Annotated in this window: 34 protein-coding genes and 1 tRNA gene; 22 read left to right on the top strand and 13 right to left on the bottom strand. The window is 63.2% G+C overall.

The features are described 5' to 3' along the window. Nucleotides 1-56 precede the first annotated feature (56 nt). Both FHR70_RS03385 and FHR70_RS03380 read right to left on the bottom strand, forming a co-directional pair. Nucleotides 57-383 carry a hypothetical protein gene (locus FHR70_RS03385; protein ID WP_183447111.1) on the bottom strand — a complete coding sequence of 109 codons (327 nt, stop codon included), beginning with the start codon at nt 381-383 and terminating at the stop codon, nt 57-59. A gap of 56 nt (nt 384-439) precedes the next feature. Further along, complete coding sequence (locus FHR70_RS03380) at nt 440-964, bottom strand: hypothetical protein (protein WP_183447109.1); 525 nt, start codon at nt 962-964, stop codon at nt 440-442. Between the two features lie 653 nt (nt 965-1,617). On the opposite strand from FHR70_RS03380, the gene FHR70_RS03375 reads away from it, so the two are divergent. From FHR70_RS03375 to FHR70_RS03310, 14 genes are all read left to right on the top strand, one after another. Next, entirely contained in the window at nt 1,618-2,244 is a 627-nt protein-coding gene (locus tag FHR70_RS03375) for a hypothetical protein (protein ID WP_183447107.1), read from the top strand. Between the two features lie 117 nt (nt 2,245-2,361). Next, nucleotides 2,362-2,649, top strand: a complete 288-nt coding sequence (locus FHR70_RS03370) for a hypothetical protein (RefSeq protein WP_183447105.1) — start codon at nt 2,362-2,364, stop codon at nt 2,647-2,649. Between the two features lie 48 nt (nt 2,650-2,697). Continuing rightward, nucleotides 2,698-2,958, top strand: coding sequence for a hypothetical protein (locus FHR70_RS03365; RefSeq protein ID WP_183447103.1), 261 nt, complete (start codon nt 2,698-2,700; stop codon nt 2,956-2,958). 192 nt (nt 2,959-3,150) lie between these two features. Then, a complete protein-coding gene (locus FHR70_RS03360) occupies nt 3,151-3,324 on the top strand; it encodes a hypothetical protein (protein WP_183447101.1) in 174 nt (57 codons plus the stop codon). 77 nt (nt 3,325-3,401) lie between these two features. Continuing rightward, the gene (locus FHR70_RS03355) at nt 3,402-3,761 is read left to right on the top strand and encodes a hypothetical protein (RefSeq protein WP_183447099.1); all 360 of its coding nucleotides are present in this window, start codon (nt 3,402-3,404) and stop codon (nt 3,759-3,761) included. Further along, nucleotides 3,749-4,057 carry a hypothetical protein gene (locus tag FHR70_RS03350; RefSeq protein ID WP_183447097.1) on the top strand — a complete coding sequence of 103 codons (309 nt, stop codon included), beginning with the start codon at nt 3,749-3,751 and terminating at the stop codon, nt 4,055-4,057. The genes FHR70_RS03355 and FHR70_RS03350 overlap by 13 nt, the downstream gene beginning before the upstream one ends. Before the next feature lie 41 nt (nt 4,058-4,098). Continuing rightward, a complete protein-coding gene (locus tag FHR70_RS03345) occupies nt 4,099-4,710 on the top strand; it encodes a hypothetical protein (RefSeq protein ID WP_183447095.1) in 612 nt (203 codons plus the stop codon). A 38-nt stretch (nt 4,711-4,748) separates the two neighbouring features. Next, nucleotides 4,749-5,837, top strand: a complete 1,089-nt coding sequence (locus FHR70_RS03340; RefSeq protein WP_183447093.1) for a UvrB/UvrC motif-containing protein — start codon at nt 4,749-4,751, stop codon at nt 5,835-5,837. A gap of 49 nt (nt 5,838-5,886) precedes the next feature. Continuing rightward, on the top strand, nt 5,887-6,075 hold the full coding sequence (locus FHR70_RS03335) for a hypothetical protein (protein WP_183447091.1): 189 nt from the start codon (nt 5,887-5,889) through the stop codon (nt 6,073-6,075). 80 nt (nt 6,076-6,155) lie between these two features. After that, nucleotides 6,156-6,362 carry a hypothetical protein gene (locus FHR70_RS03330; RefSeq protein WP_183447089.1) on the top strand — a complete coding sequence of 69 codons (207 nt, stop codon included), beginning with the start codon at nt 6,156-6,158 and terminating at the stop codon, nt 6,360-6,362. Between the two features lie 120 nt (nt 6,363-6,482). Next, nucleotides 6,483-7,544 carry a hypothetical protein gene (locus FHR70_RS03325; RefSeq protein ID WP_183447087.1) on the top strand — a complete coding sequence of 354 codons (1,062 nt, stop codon included), beginning with the start codon at nt 6,483-6,485 and terminating at the stop codon, nt 7,542-7,544. Then, complete coding sequence (locus FHR70_RS03320) at nt 7,537-8,016, top strand: hypothetical protein (protein ID WP_183447085.1); 480 nt, start codon at nt 7,537-7,539, stop codon at nt 8,014-8,016. Before FHR70_RS03325 ends, FHR70_RS03320 begins: the two co-directional genes overlap by 8 nt. Next, nucleotides 8,013-8,180, top strand: coding sequence for a hypothetical protein (locus tag FHR70_RS03315; RefSeq protein WP_183447083.1), 168 nt, complete (start codon nt 8,013-8,015; stop codon nt 8,178-8,180). Before FHR70_RS03320 ends, FHR70_RS03315 begins: the two co-directional genes overlap by 4 nt. Then, nucleotides 8,177-8,392 carry a hypothetical protein gene (locus FHR70_RS03310; RefSeq protein WP_183447081.1) on the top strand — a complete coding sequence of 72 codons (216 nt, stop codon included), beginning with the start codon at nt 8,177-8,179 and terminating at the stop codon, nt 8,390-8,392. The genes FHR70_RS03315 and FHR70_RS03310 overlap by 4 nt, the downstream gene beginning before the upstream one ends. Nucleotides 8,393-8,634: 242 nt before the next feature. Here the strand turns inward: FHR70_RS03310 and FHR70_RS03305 are convergent, their stop codons facing one another. From FHR70_RS03305 to FHR70_RS03275, 7 genes are all read right to left on the bottom strand, one after another. Continuing rightward, the gene (locus FHR70_RS03305) at nt 8,635-11,517 is read right to left on the bottom strand and encodes a CHC2 zinc finger domain-containing protein (RefSeq protein WP_183447079.1); all 2,883 of its coding nucleotides are present in this window, start codon (nt 11,515-11,517) and stop codon (nt 8,635-8,637) included. A gap of 215 nt (nt 11,518-11,732) precedes the next feature. Beyond that, on the bottom strand, nt 11,733-12,179 hold the full coding sequence (locus FHR70_RS24465) for a VRR-NUC domain-containing protein (protein WP_183447077.1): 447 nt from the start codon (nt 12,177-12,179) through the stop codon (nt 11,733-11,735). After that, the gene (locus tag FHR70_RS03295; RefSeq protein ID WP_183447075.1) at nt 12,169-12,621 is read right to left on the bottom strand and encodes a dATP/dGTP diphosphohydrolase domain-containing protein; all 453 of its coding nucleotides are present in this window, start codon (nt 12,619-12,621) and stop codon (nt 12,169-12,171) included. Before FHR70_RS03295 ends, FHR70_RS24465 begins: the two co-directional genes overlap by 11 nt. Next, the gene (locus tag FHR70_RS03290) at nt 12,618-12,848 is read right to left on the bottom strand and encodes a hypothetical protein (protein ID WP_210277453.1); all 231 of its coding nucleotides are present in this window, start codon (nt 12,846-12,848) and stop codon (nt 12,618-12,620) included. The genes FHR70_RS03295 and FHR70_RS03290 overlap by 4 nt, the downstream gene beginning before the upstream one ends. Before the next feature lie 61 nt (nt 12,849-12,909). Next, nucleotides 12,910-13,368, bottom strand: a complete 459-nt coding sequence (gene ssb, locus FHR70_RS03285; protein ID WP_183447071.1) for a single-stranded DNA-binding protein — start codon at nt 13,366-13,368, stop codon at nt 12,910-12,912. Between the two features lie 3 nt (nt 13,369-13,371). Then, nucleotides 13,372-14,973 carry a DEAD/DEAH box helicase gene (locus tag FHR70_RS03280; protein ID WP_281381263.1) on the bottom strand — a complete coding sequence of 534 codons (1,602 nt, stop codon included), beginning with the start codon at nt 14,971-14,973 and terminating at the stop codon, nt 13,372-13,374. Nucleotides 14,974-15,022: 49 nt separating this feature from the next. Continuing rightward, entirely contained in the window at nt 15,023-15,259 is a 237-nt protein-coding gene (locus FHR70_RS03275; protein WP_183447067.1) for a hypothetical protein, read from the bottom strand. A gap of 186 nt (nt 15,260-15,445) precedes the next feature. On the opposite strand from FHR70_RS03275, the gene FHR70_RS03270 reads away from it, so the two are divergent. The 8 genes from FHR70_RS03270 (at nt 15,446) to FHR70_RS03235 (ending at nt 22,441) form a co-directional block, all read left to right on the top strand. Next, entirely contained in the window at nt 15,446-16,453 is a 1,008-nt protein-coding gene (locus FHR70_RS03270; protein ID WP_183447065.1) for a PD-(D/E)XK nuclease-like domain-containing protein, read from the top strand. Continuing rightward, on the top strand, nt 16,446-17,024 hold the full coding sequence (locus tag FHR70_RS03265) for a hypothetical protein (protein ID WP_183447063.1): 579 nt from the start codon (nt 16,446-16,448) through the stop codon (nt 17,022-17,024). The genes FHR70_RS03270 and FHR70_RS03265 overlap by 8 nt, the downstream gene beginning before the upstream one ends. Nucleotides 17,025-17,054: 30 nt before the next feature. Continuing rightward, nucleotides 17,055-18,386, top strand: a complete 1,332-nt coding sequence (locus tag FHR70_RS03260; protein WP_183447061.1) for an AAA family ATPase — start codon at nt 17,055-17,057, stop codon at nt 18,384-18,386. Between the two features lie 39 nt (nt 18,387-18,425). After that, entirely contained in the window at nt 18,426-19,463 is a 1,038-nt protein-coding gene (locus tag FHR70_RS03255) for a hypothetical protein (protein WP_183447058.1), read from the top strand. A gap of 26 nt (nt 19,464-19,489) precedes the next feature. After that, nucleotides 19,490-19,705 carry a DNA-binding protein gene (locus tag FHR70_RS03250; protein WP_183447056.1) on the top strand — a complete coding sequence of 72 codons (216 nt, stop codon included), beginning with the start codon at nt 19,490-19,492 and terminating at the stop codon, nt 19,703-19,705. Nucleotides 19,706-19,713: 8 nt separating this feature from the next. Beyond that, the gene (locus FHR70_RS03245; protein ID WP_183447054.1) at nt 19,714-19,986 is read left to right on the top strand and encodes an HU family DNA-binding protein; all 273 of its coding nucleotides are present in this window, start codon (nt 19,714-19,716) and stop codon (nt 19,984-19,986) included. An 80-nt stretch (nt 19,987-20,066) separates the two neighbouring features. Next, nucleotides 20,067-21,269, top strand: coding sequence for a DUF4406 domain-containing protein (locus FHR70_RS03240; protein ID WP_210277452.1), 1,203 nt, complete (start codon nt 20,067-20,069; stop codon nt 21,267-21,269). Between the two features lie 56 nt (nt 21,270-21,325). Next, on the top strand, nt 21,326-22,441 hold the full coding sequence (locus FHR70_RS03235) for an ATP-dependent DNA helicase (RefSeq protein WP_183447052.1): 1,116 nt from the start codon (nt 21,326-21,328) through the stop codon (nt 22,439-22,441). Nucleotides 22,442-22,684: 243 nt separating this feature from the next. Here the strand turns inward: FHR70_RS03235 and FHR70_RS03230 are convergent. From FHR70_RS03230 to FHR70_RS03215, 4 genes are all read right to left on the bottom strand, one after another. Next, nucleotides 22,685-22,761: transfer RNA gene (locus FHR70_RS03230), tRNA-Arg, on the bottom strand. Between the two features lie 104 nt (nt 22,762-22,865). After that, nucleotides 22,866-24,302 carry a sensor histidine kinase gene (locus FHR70_RS03225; protein WP_183447050.1) on the bottom strand — a complete coding sequence of 479 codons (1,437 nt, stop codon included), beginning with the start codon at nt 24,300-24,302 and terminating at the stop codon, nt 22,866-22,868. An 8-nt stretch (nt 24,303-24,310) separates the two neighbouring features. Further along, nucleotides 24,311-25,768 carry a dihydrolipoyl dehydrogenase family protein gene (locus tag FHR70_RS03220; RefSeq protein WP_183447048.1) on the bottom strand — a complete coding sequence of 486 codons (1,458 nt, stop codon included), beginning with the start codon at nt 25,766-25,768 and terminating at the stop codon, nt 24,311-24,313. Next, entirely contained in the window at nt 25,768-26,562 is a 795-nt protein-coding gene (locus FHR70_RS03215) for a VTT domain-containing protein (RefSeq protein WP_183447046.1), read from the bottom strand. Before FHR70_RS03215 ends, FHR70_RS03220 begins: the two co-directional genes overlap by 1 nt.

Here is a 26,562-nt window from a genome sequence, read left to right as displayed (position 1 = left end):
GCACCAGGCGGCCAGCGCGACACGTGCACCGAACAGCAAAGAGCGAGCAGTCCGCATCACACACCCTCCGCTTGGGCGCCGCCATAGCTGGCCACGATCAGCGACGGGAACTCAGGCGAGACCCGCTTGTTCGGGTGGCAGCGGATGCCCGCGTCGACCATGACCACGCCGGTGCGGCCGTCGCCCTTGTACTTGCGCAGCTTGGTGCCGCACGAGCACACCACGTCAGGCTTGTGGCCGTGGCCTTCCAGGCCGCAGTTGGTGCACTGGTACGTGCGACCGCCGTCAGGATGCTTGATCGAGGCGATGCGCCCGAAGCAGTTCCGGCAGCAGTGCTGCTCGAGGCGCCAACCGGAGGTGTTTTCCCTCTCTATCGCGCGCACGTGATTTTGCCCGATGATAACGCTATCAGCCGGCCGACCCTGTGAATTCTGCGCGCTCATACAAACAACTCTCCCTGCGGCATCTCTGGCCGCTTACCGCTGAATGCGAATGTAACTTGTTTGCTCGTATCCCTGAGCGCTGCGACCACCAGTTCCTCGCTCGACACAACAGGCATCGCCAGGCGCTGGAGAACTTCCCCGGCCTGGTAGCGGATCTCGATGTTGTGCAGCGGAGGATGCTTGACGGGTGCTGAGCCCTTGGCATTGCGGCCCAGGTTGAACTCGCGTTCGCGGTTGTAGCAGCTGACGCACAGGTGCTTGCGAATGAGCCGGGTGGTGCCCTGGTGACAGCGAGCGCAGATGCTCATGCCCCTGAGCGGTGACAGTGAGATTTCACCGACCCCGGCATGCTTTGCGCCCAGTGGGCAATTCTTGCAACGGTCGAGACGTTCGGGTGCGGCTTTGCCGTTGGCTTCGCTCCACATCCCGGCGCATGCCGAGACCTGTAGCGTGGCGTTCCTGCGTTCGCACCGGAACATGGGTCTGTCCGGTAGTTCTTCCAGCGTGAAGTATTCGACCATTGCTGCTGCCCCAGCGGTAAGTGCTGCGGGCAATTCTACAGGTGACTTGGCCTGGTGGTAAATAATTCCGAGTAATTTGCGAGAAGTTGACGGACGGTCACTAGGGCGACCGGTCGCTGCTGCTGGTTGCTCCTTGGTTGCCCCTCTGGTTGCCCCATAAAAGGCCCTATAATAATAATAAAAACAATAACTTATTTAAATAATAATAATAAGAGAAACCAAGAAACCATATATATAAGCCCCCTATAGGACTTAAACTTGGTTGTGATAGTTGTGTTATCAATTCACAACCAGCACAACCGTATATTCCTACTTATACCTTTTTCCGGCTGGAGCGGTCGCTTTGGACGCTCCCCGCCAAATGCCCTGTATTCATTGGCAGAAACGGGAGACGCGGCCCGGTCGCCTTTTGGGCATTAGTCGCGGCACTGGGCGCGACCAAAAGAGCGACCAGACTGCATTTGTCGGTCGCCCCTCGATCAAACAGCCAGCAAATACAGGCGAAAAAGCAGTTTCCGCAGTTTTTGCGGTCGGTCGCCCCTGCTTTCTGGCTGCGCGCCCTGCCCGTCAACTAGGTTGCAACGGTTGCGACAAGGTTGTGGGCATGGGACAATTCCAACCGCAACAACCACAACCACTTTATGGGGCTCGCCATGGCAGCAAGCATCAACAGCAAAATCGTCGCCGATAAACTCGGCATGGATCACCGCGCCTTTATCCGCCACCTCTGCGACATGGTGACGGCCGGAACACTCGACAAAGACGTGCTGCCGCAGCGTGATGGTTCGCTCGCTTATGAGAAGGATACGCGGCTGCGGGTCGGCGACTTGATGGCGCTGGCCGTTCACTTGAACCTGAAGAAAGCCCAGTGCGACAGCATCGGCGCAGTGTTCAACCGCATACAGCCGGCTGTCCCGCTGGTCAGGACATACGTCGATCACACAGAGCTGCGTGCCTCGGTCGGCAGTCAGATGGGGTTCGTGGCCGCCATAGAGAAGCTGGCAGACGGCACCGGCGAACGACGCGAAATCGTCAAGGAGTTCGGACTGCGCAAGGTCGGCGATCGGATCTGGCTCGGCATGTCCACGCCAGCGATGGTCGGCCTGGCACAGCGCGCCGGCGTCGAGACCGCCAGCCTGGGCCAGATGTTCTGCGCCATTGATGGCGCCGAGCGCCACGGCACCAAGAGCTTTGGCGGGCACTCGTCGAAGGTCGTGTCTGTGCAAGCCGACCTGCTGCTTGAGGCATTGGTAGGTAGCGCGGAAGAGCGTTTGTTTTAAGGGAAACCCGACGAACGGTCATCGCAATTGCTTGATCAAATTTGAGCAACGCAGGCACAATGCAACCCAACACGGAGACACACTCCGGACAGCAACCGACCGAGGGGGGCAATCACCATGGCTCGCAACACCACCAAAAAACCGACCTACCGCGACCTCGAGCGCAAGGTCATGGAGCTGAATGGTCAGCTGGCCTACGTCTATGCGTTCGCTTCGAAGGACATCGCCAAGGCATCCACCGACCACCTGATGGCCTCCGGTGTCCTGCTGCAGCTCACCGTGCTGGGCGGCCGCGAGATCATCAAGCCGGTGGTGATCCGCGACGGCCTGAGCCATGAAACGATCGAGGCGCTGAAGAAAGACCTGGCGCGCAGCTTCGAGCTGGCCACCCACTACAAGCCATAACCGACCATCACGCCCGGGCAGCCGGGCCAACCACCACAAGGAACTGACATGACCATCATCGCCAGCCACCTGCCGGTCGAGATCACCAATGCGGCCGGCCGCATGACCCAGAAGCATTTCGAGGCTTGGACGTCGACCCTGACACCCGTCCTCCCGCTCGGCACCATCACTGTGAACGGTCAGTTCGATCGCTACTTCGATCCGGAGACCCAGGCCACCTGGGAAGGCTTCCAGAAAGCGATGATGGCCTCGTTGAACATCCGCCTCAGCGACATCAAGCAGAGGCACGCCCGCTACGACATCGCGTAACCGCCGAAACCGCCCCAGGCTTGCACCGAGCTGGGGTTGTCCGGGCCGGGATGGCTACCCGCCCGCTGATGATGGCAAGCCAGTATTCGCACGCTCTTATGCCAAACTGATCTAATGCGTTGCTTGATCAAATTTGATCAACTCAAGCATAATTGCCCCATCGAAACGAACAACGCCCTGGAGGGCAAGACGATGACCGACGCACAAGACATCCTCGAGACCGCAAAAAGCGTTACTGGTGCACGTATTCAGGCGCGCATGCTCAGCAATCAAATTATCGATGCTGAAGACGGCAGCCGCATCTATCTGCTCAAGGATGGAAGCCGCTTTGTTGTTGACGGCGAAGGTTACATGCTCGCTGAGTAACCAACCCCGCCACCCACACGCCCCTTAACTGGGGCTTTGGCAGTACCAGCCAACACACGAGCGAGGATCAACCCGCCATGAATACGCAAACCCAACTCATGCTTGAGCAGCTGGAAGACGCGGGCGCCATCGTGCGCGTCAACGCCGGCCAGGCACCCGCCACCACCGTCGACTTCGACGCCCTGGTCGCCACCGGCCCGACCATCGCCGAGCTGCAGGCCGAAGGCAAATTGCTGCCAACCAAACCCTTCATTATCGGCAAGCTCCACCACGGCCGCTTCGGCAAGGCTTGGTTCGAGCTGGCGGACGAGGAGGCCGGCGTCGAGGGCAATACCTTCGACAGCGAGCGCGCCGCCCGCTCTGCCCTGGTTGGCCTGGGCACCCAAGGCGACGTGCACCGCACCTCTGCTGTCCTGGCTGCAGGGTGCAAGCTGTGACCCTCGCCATCACCGTCGACTGCGCTGGCCTGCACCGCGTCACCCGCGTGACCACTGGCCGCCTGCTCGCTGTATTCACCACGGAAGCGGAAGCCTCCTCCTACATCAAGGAACGCACCATGAAGCGCAAGATCATCGCCGTCACCACCGAACAGCTGGACAAGATCCTGCTGCCGCTGACCACCGCAGGCCGGCTGCGCACCCGCTACAACACCGCCACCACCGCAACCGAGTACCGCGCCGGGCGCCGCATCGTCGCCGTCAGCGTCGGCAGCCATCACTTCGCAGCAGCATAACGACCACCAACACCGCGGCCGCTGGCCGCTTAGGAAAGGAAATGCGCTACTACATCACCTCGACAGACCCGCGTCACGTTGAAGTGCTCAAGGAAATCACTGCCCAGGCCGCCAACCGCTATCGGTTCTTCAAGGAGAAGGTCGAAGCGCTCGGATTCGACGAGCTCGGCATGCACCCATTCAGCGTGCCCATGTTCTTCTGCAAGCGTTGCCAGGAAGAGAACCCGCCGCGCGTAGGCCCGTCGCTCGCTGACTTCAAGGGCGGCGAGCGCATCTGCGAGAACGGGGTCTACTACTTCAAGTACACCGTCCGGGGCCGCGGCAAGAAGTTCTACGACACCCTGTGCGAGGGTGCCCCCGCGATTCCCGATGAGCTGAAGGGCGCCAATTCATACCGTCGGCCGACCATCGACACGGTTTTCGCGGCTCGCCTTGGCCTGCCAGACGGCGTGTTCAGTGGCCGCTCGATCAATTACGCATCGACCTACCTGCTCCACGGAAAGACGATGGTCGCATGCAGCCTGCCATACCGCGATGACGACTCGACGGAAGCCGCCCCGGTTGTCATCCCAGACGGGTTCGTCGAGGTGACGGAGCGAGCCCTGCACGCTGAAATCAAGAAGCACAACGACGCGCTGCAGGCCGCGTCCTGATCAACTACCGCGCCCCGCTGGGGCGCTAAGGAAAGGAAATGCCACAAATCAATCGACAGGGCACTGTCCGCTTCGGCGATGCCGCCCTGTATATCTCGGAGGAAGGCCTGGGCGGGAGCTGGGAAGAGCGCACCGCTTGGGGGAAGAAGTTCAAGCGGGAAGTTTTCGCTCGGATCATCCAGCAACTGAACCGCATCGGCTGGACTGTCGGCCCGTGGGATGAAGCTGATCAATATAAAATCATCGCCAACAACCATCGCACATGCAGCAAGGGTGAACACCTGCACGCCCTGCTGGATCTCAGTGGGCGCTGCATCAGGCTGGAAATGTGGCAGTCGGCTAATACCCCGACCAGGCCAGATCACAAGGGCCGCTACGAGTCGAACAAAGAAGCCGTCGCACCTTACCTTCTGCGCCTGGAGATGGAGCGAACCCGGCGCCGGATCCGCGATTACCTCTGTAACGTGTTCATCGGCTATACCTTCGAAGAGCAGAGCCCTGGACGAGGTTCACGGCGGCGCGGACTCAAGCCGCCAACGGCTATGGAATACCTGAATGGCTGCTATTCCGAGAGCTGGCACTTCAAGGGAGACTGGCAGGCCTACCGCGACGCCAATAGCAGCCCTGGCCTCTCCAGCTGCTTCAACAGCAACCGCAAGTCAGCCGATGGCAAGCTGCTCGAGCATGGCCAGCCCGTCTACTTCTTCGACCGGAAGGGTCGCGCGCAGACCGGCATCGCCCACTACAACATCAACAACATGTGGTGGGTGGTCAGCGGCAAGTATGCTGTCACCAACGAAGCCAGCTTCGAGCTTTATGTCGACAACCCAGGCGACCTGCGCTGCAAGCGCAACAAGTCTCTGCGTCGCAAGCGCCTGGAGAGCGAGCTGAACGCCGCCGTGGCGCGAATGGACTACCGCCGCGCCGAGGTGCTGCGCGACCTGATCTGGCCGCCAGGTGAGCCGGTGTTCTGCCTATGGCATACCGAGCACAAGCTCTATCACTGCGCAGGCTTCAGTGGGTACGCCGCCGAGCAGATGGACGCCGGGAAATTCACTCGCGCCGAGCTGCAGGGCTGGGCCAAGGCCCCGAACCAGATCGTCGCCCTGGGCAAGCGCCCCGACTGATCGTGACACCAAACTCGGCAGTGAGCCCACCTCCTGCCGAGTTCCCGCCATGGACAAGTCAGCTGCTCAACGCCGCATCGAAGCCCAGTGCGCTGGTGCGTCTGCTCCCTTCGACACCGACGAAGCCATGCGCCTCCTGCGCCAGGCCAAGATCATCGTCAGCCGCCATCCGACCATCGGTGCGCAGAAGCTGGCGAACGAGATCAATACTTTTACCGCAGCTCACAGCAACGCATAGAAGAAAACATTCTAAGCGTTCTCGTGCTCAAATTTGAGCAATGGCGTAGTATTGCCCCAACAAATACAAGGGGCAACGCAATGCCGAAACTCATCGCCGGCCATGTCATGGCCATATGTACCACCTGGCTGACCTGGGCATTACTCGCCCCGATCATCGCCGGCCCGGTACCGATGGCGGAGCCCCCTCACAATTGCCCGGCGCCGTACACTCAGCACGGCGTCGGGAAAGACCTCAAGACCTTCACGCGCACCGTCGACCGGTGCGCTCAACAACACGCTCAGTGAGGAAAGGAAGATGCGCAACGCAGAGACGCAAATCGCAAAGTGGAAGATCATCACCTTCATGGCCGTCAGCCTTGCGGCGGTGATCACCGTCAACCTGCTGGACGTCGCGGGGTGGCTGGCATGAACACGCGCGCTGAAATGGATTTGAAGGCCTTCGAGCTGGCGCAGGGCTTGGCCCAAGATCCTGGCCGACCTAGCGCCCAGGCCACCGCCCGGCTGCAGCAGACCATCCTCGCCGGCATGGAGTGGGCCGCGGTCGACATGGCTGGCCGCAACGCTCGTCTGGCTGAGGAGCTGCACCAGGTGAAGCAGGCCCAGGCCAGCGCCGCGCCGGAGCAAGCAAAAACGTGTGATTGCAACCAAGGGCGCTTGCCATGCTCATGTAAGCAGGTTGGCGCCGCGCCTGAGCAGGAGCCGGTGGCGTGGGTAAAAGGCGGCACATTCTGCCGCCTTTGCGGTACGAAATTGTGCGTTACCGGCGTATGTACCATCTACTGCCCCAACCGTGACTGCGGTTTTCCTGGGCGTGGCACCAAAGGGTTGACAGAGCCGGAGATTGAACGCTTGAAAGACGGGGAGCCGTTGTCCGAGCAGCAGCCGGTGACGCTGCCAAAACGCAAAGACACTCAAGAGATAGCTGAGCACGGGCATGGTACTTGGAATCAATGTCTTGACGAGATAGCCAAGCTGGGGCCGCTCTTCACCCACGCCGACCCGTCCGAGGGGGAGCGGCTGCTGGCCGACAAAGAAAGGTGGGCCAGCAACTGTCTGAAAGTGCTCAAAAAGGCCGCTGAACTTGAAGGTCAACTCGAAGCCGCAATCCAGCGCGCCGATGCGGCTGAGCGTCATGCGGCCGATCTGCGTAATTCGCTCGTAGAGCTAAACGGCATTGAGCGAAAGCGCGATGCGGCGTTCGCTATATTGCGTGACTGGCTGGACACCGACCTTGGCAAGTCATCACCTGCCATCAACAACCTGCGGCGCAAGACGGATTATCTGCTATCCGCCAGCGCAGAGCCCACCAACGTCGGCGATGGGGAGGTGCTTGGTGAGCGCTGCATTGACGGCGGCACATGCCACCACGACTGCAAGACGCGCTGCTTCCGCCGTGAGTGCTGCACCCACTTCAGCGACTACACCGGGCCGTGGGCCTATCCTACCGAGGCCCAGCGCCATGAGTAACCACAACGATCAAGAGCGCGCGCTGTTCGAGGCGGCATACGAAACAGCTTGCGGTAGCCAGAGCACAACTGTCCGAGAAGTTGCATGGCGTATCTGGCAAGCCCGCGCCCAGTTGCCGGCAGGCGGGGAGGCGTCGAGCAATCCAAGTCGGCTTGAGCTGACCACTATGCTGCACGCAGCTAGGAAGGTGTACCGCCTGGTTGATAAGGCCGCTGTCGATTACGAGGCGGGGCGCAGTGCGCTTGGCTACATGGAGGACATAGCGGCGTCATCTTCCTACCTGAGTAGCGTGCTTGAGAGATTGCTCGCCGCCGCCCCGCACCCTGTAAGCGGTGAGCAGCCAGCAGCGCAGGACATGAGCGGGCTGGTTTCTGCGCTGGAGTTCTACGAGTCTACCAGCCGAGGAAATTACGGCAACGTAGCGCGCGCAGCCCTCGCCGCCCACCGCGCCCAGCAGGAAGGTGCCGCATGACCCCTCCCCGCCTGCGCGGCCTGGTCGACGGCCTGGAGCGCGCGGTGCGCATGGAGTACCGCTGCCCAAAAGCTCAGCGCTCGACTCGCAAGCAGGAGACGCTGGCGGCGAAACTCCGCCTGCTGCAGGCCATTGCCGTCATCGCCAAGGAGCCATGCCAGTGACTGACCAGCTCGACCTCTACGCCGACAGCGCCCAGGCGCGGGCCGGTGACACGCTGCGTCAGGCGCCGGCGGCGGCATCCACCTTCGACTGGCGAGCCGCGGCCGCCCAGCGCGACGCCGAGGCCCGCGCAATGCGGGAGCGGGTCGCCCGGGTCTGCGATGACCTGGCCATCCGACTGGGTATGCCGCCACCGCGAAATCGGGCACAATAGTCCCACCAACCACAGCCGCCGAAAGGCGGCTTTTTTATACCTGGAGCAACGATGAAAGACGTCTGGGATTGGCGGCCGACAGGGCCTGCCTGCCGCGGCAAACACGCTTGGATCTACTACCACAGCCGGAGAATCAGGGAATGCTGCGACTGCGGCGCGAGCGAGGATCTATGGGCAGACTTTGGGATGTTGCGGGGCAAGAAAAAGCCGGCTTAGCGCCGGCTTTTCTCTACCCCTGATCTCTAGATCGGCAGATCGTCGCTGCTGCCCGCCTCCTTCTCATCGCCCAGGATCGGATCCAGCGGGATGCTCACCACCTTGCTGTCCGAGCCGTTGAACTTCTTGCTGCCGCTGATGCGCTTGGCGCCCTTGACCCTGAGCAGCTGGCCGCGCAGGTCGGTGACGAAGGACATGCCGCTGGCCATCTGCACCAGGTTGGTCACGCTGGTACCGAACCACAGCTCGCCGGTGGCGTGCTCGACGCGGATGCCGTGGCGCTTCAGGGTCGCGTCTGCGACCCCGACATCAATGACGTTGTGGCGGTGCATCGGAGAGCACTCGCGGATCAGCTCGTAGACGCTGTACTCGTCGGTGCTACCGCCGAGGCTCTTGGCGCGCAGCTTGGCGCCCAGCAGGGCCTCGACAGCGCGGGCCGCGTCGTCCTGGTCGTTGTCCTCGACGTGCTCATTCCAGTTGTAGCCGCGGATCAGCACCATGGCCTCCTCCTCGGAAGGCACGGTACTCTTCTGCAAGCACCAGGAGCCGGCGAGCAGGGTGCCGAACTGGTCGCCCTGGCGCTGGGTGCCGAAGTGCTTGGCGGCAGCCCGGCGGAACACCTTCACGGTCTCCAGGATGACCGGCATCATGCCCAGGGCGCGCGCCAGCAGGCGGCTTGAAATGTCCTCGTCTTCCTCGATCTTGTTCAGCTCGGCCTCGAGCTTGTCCCAGTGGTCGCGGCTGTCGGCGATCGGCGGGCGCAGCACCAGCTTGGTCAGGCGGTCGGTGTCGGCCTTGCTGGGCATGTTCACGTTGATCGACGCCAGGCAGAACATGGAGCGGACGTGGAAGCTCTGGCCGTCTCCGGACACAGTGCCTTTCAGCGTCTGGGCCTGGCTCTCGGTCGAGGTCTTGCGGATCATGCCGATGATGTTCTCGACGCGGCGCTTGTCGTTGTCGTTGTTCGACTCGATCTCGTCGATCAGCACCGGCAGGGAGTCAGCTTGCAGGCTCTGGCGGATGCCGGGCTCGGTACTGTCGCCGGTGGCGTACACCGACACGCCGCGCAGCAGCGAGGCCGCGTATTTGCTCTGCAGGGTGGACTTGCCCGACCCGGCGCCGCCGGTCAGCCAGATGTGCGAGCGCCACGGCAGCGCGCCACAGATCGGCGCGAGCATGACGAAGCCAGCGAGCAGGGCAGCACTGCCGGCCATGCTCCAGCGGGCCATCTCGGCGACGCTGACCAGCCAGGAACCCTCCTCGTCGGTCATGGGCTCGACGGCTGGAGCCGGGATGCTCCGCTCGACCTGGTAGACGTAGGCAGAGCGCATGGCCGTGATGTCGGTGTAGACGCCGTCGACGGTGAGATGGCCGCCATGGTGGAACACGGCCCGCTTGTTGTCCGTCCAGGCGCCGCGGCCGCGCACGCGCTCCGGGTCGTAGACGCCGCGGCGGTTGGCGGTGCGGAAGATCCAGTTCAGGGCCATCTTCTTGTTCATGCTGCCCCGCTCGCCCGGGAAGTGCTCCTCCCACCAGTTGATCTCAGCCAGCTCGAGCATGCCCGCGTCGCTGAAGTCGCCCTTCTGGTAGGCCATGACCTGACGCTTCTCGTGGACGAAGAAGTAATACTTGCCGCGGTCGTAGCCCAGGATGGTGAAGTGCCCGTTCTTGATCAGCGGGTCTTCCCAGTCATCACCCGGCGCCGGCTTCGGCTGCGGGGCGGCTGGTGCTGGGGCCTGGGCCTGCTGCTCGGCGACCGGCGCAGGATCGACCCCACAGGCCAGCGCGATGTCATCAGCGTCCGGCTCGTCGTCCCAGGGCATGATCTGCTCTGGCTCAGCGGCCGGAACGTGCTTCTCACGGAAGTCGGCGATCGGCATGGCTGCTGCCCGGGTGTGAGCCAGCAGGTTGAAGCCGGCCGGCAGCGCGTCGGCCAGATCCCAGCCATCCTCGACACCTTCCGGCGGCATGATGAATTTCAGGGAGTTGACCTGACCCTCGATGCGCTCGGCGATGTCGAGCATGCACACGGCGCCCGGCTGCTCGATGAAGGGCATGAGCTGGCCGGCCTTGGGGTGCGTGTCGACGTAAGGCTTCTGGTCGGCATCGGGCCACAGGCCCACGTTGCGGCCCGCCAGGGGTGACCAGTCGACGTGAGGCACGGCCTTGCCGCCGCCCGGCCAGGAGACCACCACCAGCTTGTCACGCGAGATGCCAGCCGCCTCGTACAGCGCCTGGGCGGCGTCTGCCGCCTTCTCGCCCTCAGCGAGGATCACCTGGGCGAGCGGATGCTTCGCCAGCTTGTCGAGACCATAGATCGGGCGCGGCTTCGCGAACGACAGCCACTTCCAGCGCATCTCGCCGGTCTGCTTGTTAACGCAGTAGGTCTGAGGGATGACGTCTTTGCCACCACCGGGCAGCTCGAAGCGGCAGATGTAGCCGATCAGTCCGCCATTGGCGTCGCGGTACTCCCAGCGCTTGCTGCTGACCAGCCTCTCCCACTCACCGCCCTTGCGACGGTTGAAGGTATCCATGGGCCGCTGCTTGATATTGGCCGGCACTGGAACGACTGGCTCCCACTCGGCCTCGACCTCTTTTTTGACCGTCTGTCGGGCCTTGGGAACGGCGTCACCAATGGACTGGTCATTAACAATGCGCGCTATGGCATCACGAAAGCCGATGCTTTCGAAGTCTTGGACGAAGTCAGTGGCATCACCGCCAGCTCCGCAGCCGAAACAGTAGAAGAAGCGCTTTTCCGGTACGACACGGAAAGACGGAGTCTTCTCGGAATGGAATGGACAGCAGGCCTCGTATTCCTGGCCTACTTTCTTGAGTTCAAGGTACTTGGAAATCGTACCGACGATGTCAGCTTTTGCCCTTTCTATTGTTGATGCTGGTACTTGAGCCATTTGTCCCTCTGCCCGGGGTCTATCCGCTGGTAAATAAAAAGCGGGCAGGCGCTCAGCAGAAAGCGCTCTTCGACACCGGGAGCTAACCGGTGTCTAGCCCTTAACCTACAGTGGCCTATGGCCGCGGGAGTCGCAGCAATGAAGCCGTGAATATCTGGGATGAAGCTGTAATTAGCCGGGCTGCCACCCGGCTGATCCAACAAGTCACAATGCTACTACAAATTTGCACCGACCTGCGCAGCCCACTCGGAAATAATTTCGCGTGCGGATTCTGGCGAGTTGGCAACGCCGGCGATACCGCCAGCGGCTTTTACTTGGTCGAGCCAGTTCTTCTGATCAGGCGACACCCGACCACCTTTTGACGCCTTGGCCTCGACGGACGTGAACACAGCAATCTTCTTGCCAACCATCTCAGGCGTTACTTCGACGGTCGTCCAGCCGGGCAAGTCACATGCGCCCTTCACCGGGTCGCCATTCGGCATGGCCAGGCCGAGCGAGATCGATCGCGCAGCCTTCACCAGCACCGAGCCGTCCTGCAGGCGGGTCACGCCATTCGGCCCAAGGTTCGAGATCCAGCCACGACCGGTGTTGAGCCGGAACAGGCGGGACACTCGACCCAGGGCGAGCCAGATTTGGCGCTGGGTTGTACCTTCACTGGCCACTGGCGGCATCCTTGTCGGCGATGGTGTAGTGGTGCGGGGTCTTGTCCTTGAACAGCTCCTGCAGGTGCGCCACCTGCGGCGTCAGCTCCTCGACGAGCTTGCGATAGCCCTCGCCGTTGTAGGCGCGATCATCCACCAGCTTGCCGGCAGCCTTGGCGTCGATAATGATGGCCAGGCAGGCGATGGCGTTGGCCAGGTGCGGCGAGCCGCTGTCCGGCGCGCACTCCTCGCCCTCGAACCAGGCGTCCAGGTGGCGCTTGCAGGCATCGACGTAGATCGACGCGCGCACGCCTGCCTCGCGCCAGTTCTGGCGGCCGTACTTCAGCATGCCCTCGAGCAGGCCGATGCAGCCCATGGCGGTCGCCGTGGTTGGCCAGAGGTGGAGCGGCAGCTTGGTGCTGCCGATGATGTCCTTGGGGTTGGTCGGTTTTTGATCGCTCATGCTGGCACCACCGGAAGGTCGAGGCCGACAGTCTTCGGCGGGTTCTTCAGCGCCTCGCGCTCGAATGCGGCGCGCATGACGACAGCCTGGCGCAGCACATGCTCGGGATGCTTGGCGGCGACGTCGGCCGCGGCAAGGTCACTGTCGGTCAGCTCGGGCGCCACGCCCTTGGCGCCACGTGCGGCTGCGCGCATCTTCTGGTACGCCTGCAAAATCCTTTCTTTCATAAGTCCCTCGGGTCGAAGGAAAGGGGCCAGAGGCCCCTTTGTTGTTGTCGATGTTGCCGTGTCAGAACGGCACGTCATCGTCGAATTGGTCAGCCGCTCCGCCCTTCGGCTGCTGCGGGGCAGTACGCTGCGGCGTCTGTTGGCGGGGCTGCTGTTGGGTATTGTTGCCATCACGACCGCCGGCATCGTCCTTGTTGCCGAGCATCTTCATCTCGCTCGCACGGATCTCGGTGGTGTAGCGCTTCTCGCCGTCCTTCTCCCACTGGCGAGTTTCCAGCTTGCCCTGGAAGTAGACCAGGGCGCCCTTGCGCAGGTACTGGCCGGCGATCTCGGCGAGCTTGCCGAACACCACCACCTTATGCCACTCGGTTTTTTCCTTTTGCTCCTGGGTCTGCTTGTCCTTCCAGCGCTCGGACGTCGCCAGGCTCAGGTTGCAGACCGCGTCGCCATTGGGCAGGTACTTCACTTCGGGATCCTGCCCCAGGCGGCCGATCAGGTTTACTTGGTTGAGAGACGACATCGATTAGAACCCTCCAAGGGTCTGTTGGTTATTGTCCGGTTGGGCACCGGCGCCTTTGGTGTAAAAAAACTCGCTCGGGAAATCGCGAGGCCAGCCTTGCTCGTTGGCCACGCGCTCCAGTTGCTCCAGGGTCATGCTCTGCAGCTCCGCCATGCTCGGCTCCTTCGGCCTGGCCGGCCGGTACTTCTCGCGGGTGCGCTTGCGGGCCTCGAAGGTCGCCTTCGCCCAGCCTGGTGAGTACCCGCGCTGGGCCGCGATGCGCTGCAGCTCCTCCAGCGTCTTGGCGCCCTTGACTTCGCGCTGCTTGTCCTTGCGCACCGCCTCGCGCATCTCGGCGGTGATCTCGACGAGCTCGCCGTCGACCTGGTCGAGTTTGCGGGCCTTGGTTTCGACAGGCTTGCCGCAGTTCGGGCACACGGGCGCCGGCTCGAACACGGCGAAGCAGCCGCCGCACTGGATCAGGTCGACACCCTTCTCCTTATCCTTCTTCTTGCCCGGCAGCTTCACCTCGCCGTTCAGATCCCACTCGCGCTCCTCGTCGGCGAAGCCGTGCTTGCGCCACAGGCTGGCGTGGTCGAGGACGTAGCAGACCTCTTTCTTCACCCCGGCCGCGTTGGTGTATGGGCGCAGGCCGCGGCCGATCACCTGCAGGTAGCTCGACAGCGACATCGTCGGGCGCAGCAGGATGATGGCGCTGATCGCCGGGCAGTCGACGCCCTCGACCAGGATGCCGACGAAGGTGACGACCTGGATCTCGCCGGTTTCGAGCCCCCGCAGGGCTGCGTCGCGGTAGGCCGTGTCGTGCTCGCCGCAGAGCATCACCGCCTTGATGCCGGCGGCGTTGAACTCGTCGGCCACGTGCTGGGCGTGCTGTACAGTCACGCACCAGGCCACCGCCGGAGCGCCCGGGCAAATCTTCTTGTACTGGGCGATCGCGTCACCGGTGATCCGCGGCTTGTCGACGGCCTCGGCCAGCTGCTCGGTGTTGTAGTCGCCCATCGACTTTTTGATGCCCGTCAGGTCGATCTCCTGGGGTGCACCGTAGACCTTGGGCTGCACGAGGAAGCCGCGGTCGATCAGCTGGCGAATGGTGATGGCCTGGATCAGGTCGTCGTAGATGCCGCCAGAATCGGCGCCCAGGGGCTTGCCATCCAGCCGGCACGGCGACCCGGTGAATCCGAGCACACGAGCCTTCGAGAAGTGGTTGATGATGTCGATGTACGACTTGGCGGCCGACAGGTGCGCCTCGTCGATAATGATCAGGTCAGGAATGAAGCGCATCTTCTTCAGGCGCCGCACCAGCGTCTGGACGGACGCCACCTGAACCTTCGCATTCGGGTTCGGCGTGAAGCCGGCCATGATGATGCCGTGCTGCACCTCGTAGTCGCGCAGCTTTCCGCTGGCCTGCTTAATCAGCTGGTCACGGTGCGCCAGGATCAGCACCTTGTTGCCCTTGGCGCTGGCGCGCTGGGCAATGCAGCTGAACACCACGGTCTTGCCGGCACCGGTCGCAGCAACGACCAGAGGTCGCTTCTTGCCTGACTGGAACGCTGCCAGTGCCTTGGCCATCAAGGCTTCTTGATAGTCGCGAGGAGTGATTTTCATTAAGTAAGCCGCGCTTTATCGATAGGTCGCGGCCCCGCTGATTGGGTTGCTATTGGGCCTTGGCCGCCTGCTTTTCCGCCTCGACCACCACGGCCTCGAGCTTGTCGACGAGCTTGATGGTGTTGGGCGTGCTCTTGCGCCAGCGATCAGGGGTGGCCCGGGCAACGCCGGACAGCTCGCAAATGCTGGTCAGCGTGTGGCCTACCGCGTGAGCGCGGTTCTCAAGCTCGTCGAGCTTGCCCAGGAAGGCGCGCTGATTGGTGTCGATCTCTTTGATGCTGCCCATGGGGGCATCCTCGTGGTCAGTAAATGAAGCTCAAGTTTATCGTATTTGAGCAATCAACCACAATAGTTCCGCGTGCAAATCTATGACACATAAGTAAAAGCCGTGAAATTGCAGGTGAAATGCTTGCGCGTTGCTCAAATTTGCACTTACACTTCGCTCACCAAATCCACCCACCGAGGAAATTCTGTGAGCGAACAACAGCTGCATGGGCTGGTGGAGCTGACCAACGAGCAATATCACTCAGGGCCTGGCATCAGTAAAAGCCACCTGGACGACATTGCCGTCAGCCCGCTCAACTACTGGGACAAGCGCATCAATCCTGCTCGCGAGCCGGAGGTGTTTAAACACTGCTTTGCGGTCGGCGATGGCACCCACAAGCTGGTGCTGGAGCCTGGCACGTTCGAGGAGACCTACGCGGTCGGCTTCGACAAGAGCGCATATCCGCAAGCACTGGCCACCGTCGACGACATGAAGCAGGAGCTGTCCAAGAAGATGGCGATGACCAGCGGCACCAAGCCTGAGCTGGCGCGCCGTCTGGTAGATGAGGAAGGCTACCCGCGCGACAAGATCCTCATGTACCTGGAGCAGGACTACAACGCCACGCTGGGCAACAAGATCATCATCCCGGCGAAAGACTACAAAGACATGCTCTGCATGCTTCAGGCGGTCAACCGGCACCCGTTCGCAGGCGGGCTGCTGTCCGGCGCCGAGGTCGAGCAGTCCTTCTTCATCGAGAACGACCAGGACTATATCGACCACGACACCGGCAAGGTCGTCACCGTTCGCGTGCTGCGCAAATGCCGGACGGACGCCATCACGCATGACGGCCAATGGGTGGTCGACCTCAAGACCACCGACGATGTCAGCGAGGCAGGCTTCGGCACCACAATCGCACGTCGCCGCTACGAAGTGCAGGCGGCCTGGTACCTGGACATCCTCAAGGCTCTGTATGGCCGTGACGCACCGCGTGGCTTTGCGTTCATCGCCGCGCAGAAGACCCGCCCATACGACGTGGCCGTCCACTACATGCAGGCCGATCACCCAGCACTGGAGCGCGGCCGGCGCCTGTACCAGCGCGACCTGCTGCGCATCGTGCGTTGCCGCGAGGAAAATTACTGGCCGGGCGCCGATGGTGGCGACCTGCTGCAAGCGAAACTGCCCTATTGGGCTGACCGGGAGTTTGATCATGCGTGAACAGGAAGGGGTGGTGGTTCTGGGCTTCGGCCCGCAACCGATCGATTTCATCAGCAAGGCTGCGAAACTGTGCGGCAAGACCGCGGTGATGTGTCCGGACACGGCGCGCATGGCGGGCGCCAACCTGGCCGCCGGCACGCCTGCCGAGCTGGCGAAGCTGCGCGAGCGGCTAGAGGCCGGGGCCGTGCTTGAGGCCAAGGTAGCTCAGGCCGACAGCGGCCTGAGCCAGAACGCAATCATGTGGCTGGCCACCGGCGAGCGCGGCACCAGCAGCGAGACGCTGTTCACGCTGACCACCGGACACGACTGCACTGGCGACTGGGGCTACAGCCACCCGCACGATCCCGACGACCTGAGCCGCTGCCGCAAACTGCTCGATCAGTGCCCGGAGCTGGTCAGCTGCCTGCCGCGCGTCGCCGCCGCGGGGCCTGAATGGGCTGCCCTGGTGCCGCGCTGGGACGAGCTCTGCGCGCTGATGGACGAGGAGTCGCCCGACTGGCGCGAAGGCCGCGGCAGCGCACCAAAAACCTACGCGCTGATGAAGAGCATCTTCGCCAGCGCCCAACAGTAAACCGAAAGGCCAACACGGACGAAAACCAGAATGAAAATCGCGAAGCTCTCTATCAGCAACATCCTCGGCATCAAGCAGCTGGAGTTCGAAGCCGGCACGTTCAACGAAATCAGCGGCCGCAACGGTGAAGGCAAAACCAGCGTCCTGGAAGCGATCAAGACCGCGCTGCAAGGCGGCCACGACGCGACCCTGCTGCGCAAGGGTGAGGAGAAGGGCGAAGTCGTGCTGGTGCTCGACGACAGCACCGAGATCCGCAAGCGCGTGACCCAGAGCTCCAGCCCGCTCAGCGTCACCCGTGACGGCGAAAAGGTGAAGAAGCCGACCGATGCCCTGCGCGAGCTGATCGACAGCATCAGCGTGAACCCGGTCGAGTTCCTGACCGCCCGCAAGCAGGATCGCGTCAAAGTCCTGCTGGAGTCGATGCCGATAGTGGTCGACGCCAAGAAGCTGGAGCAGATCGCCAACGCACCGGTGATGGTCGACACCAATGTCCATGGCCTGCAGGTGATCGAGGCGGTGCGCAAGCAGGTGTACGACGATCGCACCGGTACCAACCGCGCCATCAAGGAGAAGGACGCGACGATCAACCAGCTGCGCCTGGCCATGCCGGACGCTCCAGGCGGCGTGGAAGGCAGCGAGGACGAGCTGCGCAGCCAGGTGGATGCGGCCACCGTTGAGAAGGACAAGGAGCTGGAGCGCATCCGCAACAAGCTGGATGGCATCAAGACTGAGAATCAGACCAAGGTCGACGCAATCCGCTCTGAGACCCAGCGCCAGATCGACGAGCTGAAGGCTAAGGCCCTCGCTGAGGTTGAGGCCATCCAGACCGAGGAGCGCCGCATCGAAGGCCTGGCCGGCCAGCAGCGCGAGAAGGCCATCCAGAAGCACACCGACACCGTGGCACCGCTCAACCAGGCCATTGCGTCGATCAGCGCCAACCGTAGCGCCCACGCCAAGCGCGAGCAGGCCGAGGCCACCATCAAGCAGATGGAGACGGAGCTGGAAGAGCTGACGCAGGATGCCGCCGCGCAGTCCCAGGCCATCACCGATATCGACAAGTACAAGTCCGACCTGCTCGCCAGCCTCCCGATTCCAGGGCTGGAAGTGGTCGACGGCGAAGTGTTCCGCGACGCTGTTCCGTTCGATCGCCTCAACACTGCGCAGCAGGTCGATATCGCTGTCGAGATCGCCAAGCTGCGCGCCGGATCGCTGGGCGTGATCTGCTGTGACGGCCTGGAGCTGCTGGACAAGGGTGCGTTCGAGGCGTTCCGCGATCGCGCGCTGGAGTCTGGCCTGCAGCTCTTCATCACCCGAGTATCTGACGAAGAATTCGCAGTAAATACTGCCACTTCCGAAGACTAATCATTTATAATCAACGCAACATCACAACGAGGACGCAAGATGTCTCAAGAATTGGTTACCCGCGAGCAGCAGCCTAACCTTCCTGCTTTCGCCAGTCGCAGCCAGATGCCGACGAGCGTGAACGCCGGCGCCGTGGCGATCGAACAGGAGCGCGCGATCGCCGAGGCCCAGGGTCAGCTGATCCTGGCCAAGAAGTTCCCGCGCGACCTGAACGGCGCCCATGCCGAGCTGATGGCCGCCTGCAAGAGCCCGGCGTTTGCTGCCCAGGCCTTCTACAGCGTACCGAACCGCGGCAGCGGCCCGAGCATCCGTTTTGCCGAGGAAGTGGCCCGCGTCTACGGCAACTTCCAGTACGGCCACCGCGAGCTGTCGCGCGGCGACGGCAAGTCCGAGGTCGAGGTGTTCGCCTGGGACATGCAGAACAACAACCGCTCCACCCGCCAGCTCACCGTGCCGCATGCGGTGGACACCAAGAACGGGCCGAAGCCGTGCCGCGACCAGGCCGAAGTCGACAACCTGATCGCCAACAAGGCCTCGAAGCAGATCCGCGGCCGCATCCTGGCGCTGATGCCGAAGTGGCTGGTCGCTGACGCCATCGAGGAGTGCAAGAAGACCCTCGCCGGCAACAACGATGAGCCGCTGTCGGTTCGTGTTCGCAAGATGACCCAGGCCTTCGCCAAGTACGGCGTCACGGCCAAGCACCTCGAGGCCTATGTCGGCCACTCGCTCGACGAAGTGCTGCTCGACGAGCTGGTCGACCTGACTGGTGTCTTCAACGCGCTGAAGGAGGGCGCCGCGGCGTCCGACTACTTCGGTGCCGGCGAGACCGCCGAGAGCAGTGCCGAGGCCGCAGCCGACCTGGCCGCCACCGCCAAGTCGGCCAGCAACAGCAAGCCGGCCGCGCGCAAGCCTGCTGCCAAGCCGCAGGAGAGCAAGCCGGCGGAAGAAGAGCGCAAGCCGGTGGAAGAGCCAGCCGCGGAAGTCACGGAAACTCAGTCCCAGCCCGAGACCGAACAGTCCGAGCCGGAGCAGACCGCCGATGACACCTCCCAGGATGACGGCGGCGACCTGTTCTAACGCAACACCAGCGCCATGGATGGCACATGCACGAGAAGAAGTTTTTGACCCCAGCGGAGCTGTCTGAACGCTGGGGCGGCAGGATCACCACCCGCACCCTCGCGAACTGGCGCAGCCAGGCGGCAGGGCCTCCGTTCGTGAAGATCGGCGGCGCCGTGCTCTACGACTGCGAGCAGGTGGCGGCCTGGGAAAAGAGCAACACCGTCACATCAACAAGCCAATACCGCGCAGCAAGCGCATAAGGAGCAGTATGAACAAGCAGCAGATGATCGATGCCATTTTCGAGCACGTCGACCTGCCCAAGGCAGGCATTCGCGCGGTGCTGGAGTCCGCCGCCCAGGTGACCAAGCAGGCCCTGTACGAGGGCGAGGAAGTCACCGTGGTCGGCCTCGGCAAGCTGAAGCCGATTGACAAGAAGGCACGCACCGCCCGCAACCCGAAGACCGGCGAGCCGGTGCAGATCGAAGCCAAGCGCGTCGTGAAGTTCGTGCCTGCAGCCGAGCTGAAATCGGCGATCAACTGACCGGCACCAGCCGGTGAACCAAGGCGGGGCCGGGTGCCCCGCCTTCTTCATGAGCGGAACAGCTCAAAGGGGAAAGGAAAGTGAACAGCATTCAAGTTGCGAAATCGACCGCTATCGAGAGCATCCGCAAGATCCTGGGCAAGTGGCTGGTCGATGAGAACATGGACTCAGCGTCTGCCCTGCACCAGGTGGCAGCCGTGCTGATCGAGCCAGAGCCTATGTACCTGACGCCGATCAGCCACCGTATCAAGCTCGCCGAAGACCGGCTGAGCAGCGTCTACCTGGCCGGCCCGATGACCGGTTACGATGACCACAATTTCCCGGCCTTCAACGCCTGCGCCGCGAAACTGCGCGGCCGCTTCGCCCATGTGGTCAACCCTGCCGAGCACGGCATCGTGGAAGGCGCCGAGTGGGGCGACTACCTGCGCTACGACATTGGTCGCCTGGCCGACTGCGCCAGCATCGCGCTGCTGCCCGGCTGGTCGAAGTCCCGCGGCGCCCAGCTCGAGGTGCACATCGCCCAGAAGCTGGGCATGCCGATCCTGCTGATGGATGGCGCCGAGGAGGTGCCGGCTGTCGCCGGCGAGCAGACCGACGCCGTCCGCGACGTGCTGGCCGAACGCTGCCGACAGGTGGAGAAGGAAGGCCGGACGCTGGAGCACGACGACGAGCACGATGCCGGCGAGCTGGCTGCAGCTGCAGCTGCCTACGCGCTGAACGCCGCCGGTCAGCTCAATCCTCACAGCCAGGGTGACGGCGGCCACGCCCAGCCAATGTGCTGGCCCTGGGAGCCTGAATTCTGGAAGCCAGGCATCCCGCGTCGCGACCTGGTGAAAGCCGCCGCCCTGATCCTGGCCGAGATCGAGCGCTGGGATCGCATCATCGCGCGCGGCACGACCGAGCTCTACACCGAAGCCGACGAGGCCCGCATGGATGTGGTGGGGCAGAACGGGAACGGCGGCGAGCACTACCAGCCGGCCATCAGCCTGGATCAGGTGCTGGAGTCGGTTGCGCCGGCTAAGGTTACCGCGGCTATGGCCGGCAGCCTGCCTGAAGGCCTGAGCTGGGAGCAGGCGCCGGAGTGGGCAACGGTCGTGGTGCGCTCGACGGAATGGTTCATCTGGGCAGAGTCATTCACGGACGGAGCAAAAGCCAAAATGGCCAAAGGGCCGCATCCTTGGGTGCATGATCACATCTCGCTTGATGACGGGTTCGGCCACGGCTGGAAGCTGATCGCCACCCGCCCGGCGGCCACCCCGGGTCGTGACGCTACCCAGGCCTAAGCCACCCGCCCAACACCATCCACTCACAGCGGCGCGCGGCGCCGCTAGGGATTCATATGAGCTGGTCACCCCAGCAGGAGGCAGCCATCAGGGCTGTCCGTCAGTGGCTGGCCACGCCCGGCCCGCAGGTTTTCAGACTTTTCGGGTACGCCGGTAGCGGCAAGACCACCCTGGCGAAGGAGATGGCCGGCGCCGTGCGCGGAACCGTCCTGTACGGGGCATTCACCGGCAAGGCCGCCCTAGTGCTGCGCCAGAAGGGCTGCGTCGGCGCCAGCACCATTCACAGCATGATCTACAAGCCGTTCGAGGATCCGGTCACCGGCCTGACAGAGTTCAAGCTGAACCCCGACAGCCCGGTGGCCCACGCCGCCCTGGTCATCATCGACGAGGTGTCCATGGTCGGCGAGGAGTTGGCTCGCGACCTGCTGTCCTACGGCACCAAGGTGCTGGTGCTCGGCGACCCCGCCCAGCTGCCGCCGGTCAAGGGCGAGGGCTTCTTCATCAACTCCCGGCCGGACGTGATGCTGACCGAGGTGCACCGCCAGGCGGCCGAGAACCCGATCATCCGGATGTCCATGGACGTCCGCGAGGGGCGCCGCCTGCAGCTGGGCACCTACGGTGAAAGCCTGGTCGTCGCACGGTCGAGCCTGGACAAGCACAAGTTGCGCGAGATGGTGCTGGCCTCTGACCAGCTGCTGTGCGGCCTGAACAAGTCACGGCAGACATTCAACGCCCGAATCCGCGAGATCAAGGAGCTAGCCGGCGCCCGCGCACCGTTCCTGCCGGTGGTCGGCGACCGGCTGGTCTGCCTCAAGAATAACCAGGAGCTCGGCCTGCTCAACGGCGGTCTCTGGGAGGTTCTGGCCGAGGACGTGTTCAACGGGAAAGTCGAGATGTCCGTCCAGTCACTGGACGAGCCGGAGCTGTCACCGGCCCGCGTGAAGGTGCCGGCCGAGTTCTTCAATGGCACCGAGAAGACCCTGGACTGGCGCGACCTGAAGCGCGCCGACCAGTTCACCTATGGCTACGCCCTGACCTGTCACAAGGCCCAAGGCAGCCAATGGTCACACCCGCTGGTTTTCGACGAATCGAGCGTGTTCCGGGAGGACGCCGGGAAGTGGCTGTACACGGCCATCACGCGCGCCGCTGACCGCGTGACAGTGGTCGTTTAGCTGCGCCCGAACTTGCGCCCGAAGCCGCGCCCGGAGGTTCGAACCCGGGCGCAGCGCCCGATCCTTGCTCCCCTGAAGTTACCGCGGGCTCCGGCGCGCAATCCCTTGTTCTCCCTCGGTACCGCCGGTTCTTGCGCCCGAATTGCGCCCGAAAGCCTTACTGCGCCCCAAGTCGCGCCCGATTGACAGGCGCACCTACGGCGTGCAAAGCCTTGGTTTGTAAGGGATTTTTGAAGGAGAAAATGGCGCGCCCGAAAGGATTCGAACCTCTGACCCCCAGATTCGTAGTCTGGTGCTCTATCCAGCTGAGCTACGGGCGCTTGGTCGGCTAGGTCGTTGCGGGAGGCAACGTTGGCCGAGGCCGGTGACATAAAGGGATCTGACCCGGTTGGCAAGCCTCTTGTGTGGAAGTTTTGCGGAAAGCTCAGTTTGCTTCCGCGGCGGCGAGCCGGTCGGGGATCGTGATCTTGAAGCAGGTCTTGCCATGCCCCTCGTCGAGAACGATCGTTCCGCCGTGGAGCTGGACGAGCTCCGCAGCGATCGGCAGCCCCAGGCCCGTACCGCCCTTCTGGGCCGACCCCTGAAAGGGCGTGAACAGGTTGGCCTTGGCCCGCTCGGGGATGCCAGGGCCGTTATCCTTGATCAGGATGACGACATCGCTGCCCTCGCGATGGGCCGAGATGTCGATGCAGGGCTGGCCATGAGGGGAACCGGTCTGGCTGAGCGCCTGAACCGCGTTGCGGACCACGTTCACGAGCACCCGGGAGAGCTGGTCCGGATCTGCGTCGATCATCAGGTCGTCGGGCACATCCGCCTGGAACGCAATCCCGACCTCAGGTGCCAGATCCGTCAGGTTCGACAGTTCGTCGATCATGGGCGCCAGGGGAATCAGGCGCCGCTGCGGCAGGGGCTCGGTCGCCCGGCCATAGGCCAGGGTCGTCTCGCAGAAGGCGATCGCCCGGTCGAGGGTGCTGACCAGCCGGGGGGCGATGCGCTGCACGGAATCATCGCTGACATTATCCAGGCGATCCGTCAGGAGCTGAGCCGTGGTCAGCATGTTGCGCAGCTCGTGGTTGATCTTGCTGACCGCAAGGCCGAGCTGGGCGAGGCGCCGCTTCTGGCGCAGCTCATCGGCCAGGGTCGTTTCCATGCGGGCCAGGGCCTGCTCGGCGAGCCCGATCTCGTCGACCCGATCCGTGGGCCGGATGACCCGGGAGGCATCCTCGGGATTGCTGGAAAATTCCGCGATGTTGCCGGTCAGCCGCCGCACCGGACGCACGATCACCCATTGCAGGGTGAGATAGACCAGGCCTGCCGTGATGATGGAGATGAACAGGGACAGGAAAAGGATGTTGCGCGAAAACTCGATCATGGCGTGGCGTAGGGGCCGCTGGTCGAGAATCATCTCGACGAAGTCGACGCCCATGCCGGCCCCAATCACCCGAATCGGCTTGTCGGCCGGGTTGAGCAGAACATCGAAGGCATCCTGGACCAGGATGAGCCATTGCGCATCCCGCAGATCGACAGTCTTGCCCACCTCGGGTGGCACGTCACCGGCGGCCAGAAGGCTCCGGCGCCCACCGCCCCGCAGGGCGATGGCCCGGGCGCCAACACCCTGGAGCAGGCGAACCTCGAGATCTTCGGGAAGGCTTTCCTCGGGCGCCGCATCGAGCACCATGGCGGCGATCTGCGCCGCGGCCAGCCGGTCGTTCAGCCATGTGAGACGGAAATTGGCCACGGAGGGCACATAGATGAGCACCTCGGCGATCATGACGAACAGCACCGTGAGCAGCAGCAGGCGCGCGGAGAGCCCGAACTGGCTCAGAATGCGTCCTGCAAGGGAGGTCTGCTCAGATCTCATGTCCGGTTTCATCCCAAGCGGCGGACCAGGGATACCAGCCGCCGCACCCAGGGATTTTGGGCCGAAGGCTTGAGAAACTCCACCGCTGTGCTCTTCGTCACCTCGGAAAATGTAGGGTAGGGATAGATCAACCCGGCAAGATGGGAAACCTTCATGCCGCGGCTCATGGCCAGAACCCACGGCATGATGAGTTCCCCTGCATGCGCCCCGACGATGGAGCAGCCCAGGATCCTGCCCCGCGGGGTGACTACGGCTTTCACATGACCTTCCGTTTGTCTCTCCGTACGAGCCCTGTCGTTGTCGGCGAAGGCCCAGCGCAGGATGCGGATGGTACCATGCTGTTCCCGTGCCTGCGCCTCCGTGAGACCGACTGAGGCCAGCTCCGGCATTGTATAGGTCACGCGGGGAACGGGCGCTTGCCCAACGCGGACGGGAAGCCGGAACAGGGCGTTCCGGATCACGAGGCCCGCATGGTGGTTCGCCACATGGGTGAACCGGGCGCCACTGGCTGCCCCGCCCGCACAATCGCCGATGGCATAAACGCGCCTGTTCGAGGTCTTAAGGCTCCTGTCGACCAGAACTCCGGATGCGTCAAAGGCAATTCCCGCAGCGTCCAGGCCGATTCCGTCAACGACAGGCTGCCGGCCCGTTGCCACGAGCAGATGGCTCCCCTCGACTGTCTCACCGCCGCTGAGGACAACACTGACGCCCTCCCCTTCTGCCGGCTTGATCCCATCGATGGAGGCTCCGGTTTTGACAGCAATCCCGTCCGACCGCAAAGCGCGATCGACAACACCTGCCATCTCGGGATCTTCCTGCGCCAGGAGGCGCTCGCCGGATTCCAGAATTGTGACCGGCACGCCCAGAAGCCGGTAGGCCTGAGCGATCTCGACACCCACGGCGCCTCCGCCGATGACGACAAGGTGCTCGGGCTTCTCGATCAGATCGAAAATCGTCTCGTTGGTCAGGTAAGGGACCTGCTCAAGGCCGGGAATCGACGGAACGGCAGGGCGGGAGCCGGTGGCTATGACGAAACGGCGGGCCCGGATGGTCTGGTCGCCAGCCACAACCGTATGGGCATCCGTGAACCGGGCTTCGCCCTCGATCGCCGACACGCCCATGGCCCGGTAACGCTCCACAGAGTCCATCGGGGCAATGGCCGCGATGCTGCCCTTCACATGGGCATGGACCTTGGCGAAATCGACGATGGGCTCCCCTGCTCCAATGCCGAAATCTCCGGCTTCGCGCATACTGCGAGCATGGAGAGCTGCAGCAATCAGCGCTTTCGAGGGAACGCAGCCCACGTTCAGGCAATCGCCGCCCATCCTGTTCTTCTCGATCAGCACCACGGAGGCCCCGAGAGACGCCGCAATCGACGCGACCGACAGGCCAGCGGAACCGGCGCCGATGACGCACAGATCGGGCCGCAAGACGCCCCTGCCCTCTTGGCCTGCCAGTTTCTCCATCAGTTCCCGCCTGCTTTGCGACGGCGCCATTGCTTCAGGGCAATCGGGATCAGCGCCAAAATTCCTAGCAGAGCGAGAGCAGTCATCAGTTCGGGCGTCAACAGGCTTTTGGCATCGAAGTCGATGGCGCAATTGCTCCGCCCCAGGGCCAGGCACTCGGCGCGCTGCCGCTCATGCTTTGCAATGATGTCATCAAGACCCGAGCCAGCCAAGGCGAAGGCGAATGAGGCCGGCAGCATCCCGAGCTGGGTTGCGAGCACAAAGGGCCTCAGGTGCATGCCGAAGAAGGCTGCAGCCAGGTTCGTCAGCCAGAACGGCACCACGGGGATCAGGCGCAGGGAAAGAAGATAGAGGAAGGACTGCTTCCGGAAGCCTGCCGCAAGGCTCTGGATGCGGGAGCCCGCCCGTTCCAGCAGAGGGCGCCCTAGGGAGGAGCGTGCGATGAGGAAGATGTTGGTCGCGCCGAGCGTTGCAGCCAGGTTGGCCGTGATGCCTCCCAGGGGCCAGCCGAAGAGATAGCCTCCGATGGCGGTCAGAAAGGCGGAAGCCGGGAGCGAGAGGGTCACGGCCGCCACATAGATTAGGCCGTAGAGCGCGAGCATCGCCGGACCATGAGCCGCCACAAGATCCTGAAGCCAGGCTTGATAGCGCAGGAAGGTCTCGAAAGTGAGAGAGCGGTGAAGACCTGTTGCAAAGACGGACGCTATGGCCGTCAGGACGAACGCCAAGGGCACGATGCGCCAGAAACGGCCTGCCTTGTCGGGGCTGTCCGGCTTCGGGTATGTCTCGGCCAC

The organism is Microvirga lupini (assembly GCF_014191055.1).
In the GTDB taxonomy this organism is placed as follows: Bacteria; Pseudomonadota; Alphaproteobacteria; order Rhizobiales; family Beijerinckiaceae; genus Microvirga; species Microvirga lupini_A.
The sequence above is the reverse complement of the archived record's forward strand: the minus strand, read 5'-3'. Positions and strand labels throughout refer to the sequence as shown.

Bases quoted from the DNA above. Each gene is read 5' to 3' on its own strand.
- FHR70_RS03380 (WP_183447109.1), bottom strand. From the start codon at position 964: ATGGTCGAATACTTCACGCTGGAAGAACTACCGGACAGACCCATGTTC.
- FHR70_RS03375 (WP_183447107.1), top strand. From the start codon at position 1,618: ATGGCAGCAAGCATCAACAGCAAAATCGTCGCCGATAAACTCGGCATG.
- FHR70_RS03370 (WP_183447105.1), top strand. From the start codon at position 2,362: ATGGCTCGCAACACCACCAAAAAACCGACCTACCGCGACCTCGAGCGC.
- FHR70_RS03365 (WP_183447103.1), top strand. From the start codon at position 2,698: ATGACCATCATCGCCAGCCACCTGCCGGTCGAGATCACCAATGCGGCC.
- FHR70_RS03360 (WP_183447101.1), top strand. From the start codon at position 3,151: ATGACCGACGCACAAGACATCCTCGAGACCGCAAAAAGCGTTACTGGT.
- FHR70_RS03355 (WP_183447099.1), top strand. From the start codon at position 3,402: ATGAATACGCAAACCCAACTCATGCTTGAGCAGCTGGAAGACGCGGGC.
- FHR70_RS03345 (WP_183447095.1), top strand. From the start codon at position 4,099: ATGCGCTACTACATCACCTCGACAGACCCGCGTCACGTTGAAGTGCTC.
- FHR70_RS03340 (WP_183447093.1), top strand. From the start codon at position 4,749: ATGCCACAAATCAATCGACAGGGCACTGTCCGCTTCGGCGATGCCGCC.
- FHR70_RS03335 (WP_183447091.1), top strand. From the start codon at position 5,887: ATGGACAAGTCAGCTGCTCAACGCCGCATCGAAGCCCAGTGCGCTGGT.
- FHR70_RS03330 (WP_183447089.1), top strand. From the start codon at position 6,156: ATGCCGAAACTCATCGCCGGCCATGTCATGGCCATATGTACCACCTGG.
- FHR70_RS03325 (WP_183447087.1), top strand. From the start codon at position 6,483: ATGAACACGCGCGCTGAAATGGATTTGAAGGCCTTCGAGCTGGCGCAG.
- FHR70_RS03320 (WP_183447085.1), top strand. From the start codon at position 7,537: ATGAGTAACCACAACGATCAAGAGCGCGCGCTGTTCGAGGCGGCATAC.
- FHR70_RS03315 (WP_183447083.1), top strand. From the start codon at position 8,013: ATGACCCCTCCCCGCCTGCGCGGCCTGGTCGACGGCCTGGAGCGCGCG.
- FHR70_RS03305 (WP_183447079.1), bottom strand. From the start codon at position 11,517: ATGGCTCAAGTACCAGCATCAACAATAGAAAGGGCAAAAGCTGACATC.
- FHR70_RS03295 (WP_183447075.1), bottom strand. From the start codon at position 12,621: ATGAGCGATCAAAAACCGACCAACCCCAAGGACATCATCGGCAGCACC.
- FHR70_RS03290 (WP_210277453.1), bottom strand. From the start codon at position 12,848: ATGAAAGAAAGGATTTTGCAGGCGTACCAGAAGATGCGCGCAGCCGCA.
- ssb (WP_183447071.1), bottom strand. From the start codon at position 13,368: ATGTCGTCTCTCAACCAAGTAAACCTGATCGGCCGCCTGGGGCAGGAT.
- FHR70_RS03280 (WP_281381263.1), bottom strand. From the start codon at position 14,973: ATGAAAATCACTCCTCGCGACTATCAAGAAGCCTTGATGGCCAAGGCA.
- FHR70_RS03275 (WP_183447067.1), bottom strand. From the start codon at position 15,259: ATGGGCAGCATCAAAGAGATCGACACCAATCAGCGCGCCTTCCTGGGC.
- FHR70_RS03265 (WP_183447063.1), top strand. From the start codon at position 16,446: ATGCGTGAACAGGAAGGGGTGGTGGTTCTGGGCTTCGGCCCGCAACCG.
- FHR70_RS03260 (WP_183447061.1), top strand. From the start codon at position 17,055: ATGAAAATCGCGAAGCTCTCTATCAGCAACATCCTCGGCATCAAGCAG.
- FHR70_RS03255 (WP_183447058.1), top strand. From the start codon at position 18,426: ATGTCTCAAGAATTGGTTACCCGCGAGCAGCAGCCTAACCTTCCTGCT.
- FHR70_RS03250 (WP_183447056.1), top strand. From the start codon at position 19,490: ATGCACGAGAAGAAGTTTTTGACCCCAGCGGAGCTGTCTGAACGCTGG.
- FHR70_RS03245 (WP_183447054.1), top strand. From the start codon at position 19,714: ATGAACAAGCAGCAGATGATCGATGCCATTTTCGAGCACGTCGACCTG.
- FHR70_RS03235 (WP_183447052.1), top strand. From the start codon at position 21,326: ATGAGCTGGTCACCCCAGCAGGAGGCAGCCATCAGGGCTGTCCGTCAG.
- FHR70_RS03225 (WP_183447050.1), bottom strand. From the start codon at position 24,302: ATGAGATCTGAGCAGACCTCCCTTGCAGGACGCATTCTGAGCCAGTTC.
- FHR70_RS03220 (WP_183447048.1), bottom strand. From the start codon at position 25,768: ATGGAGAAACTGGCAGGCCAAGAGGGCAGGGGCGTCTTGCGGCCCGAT.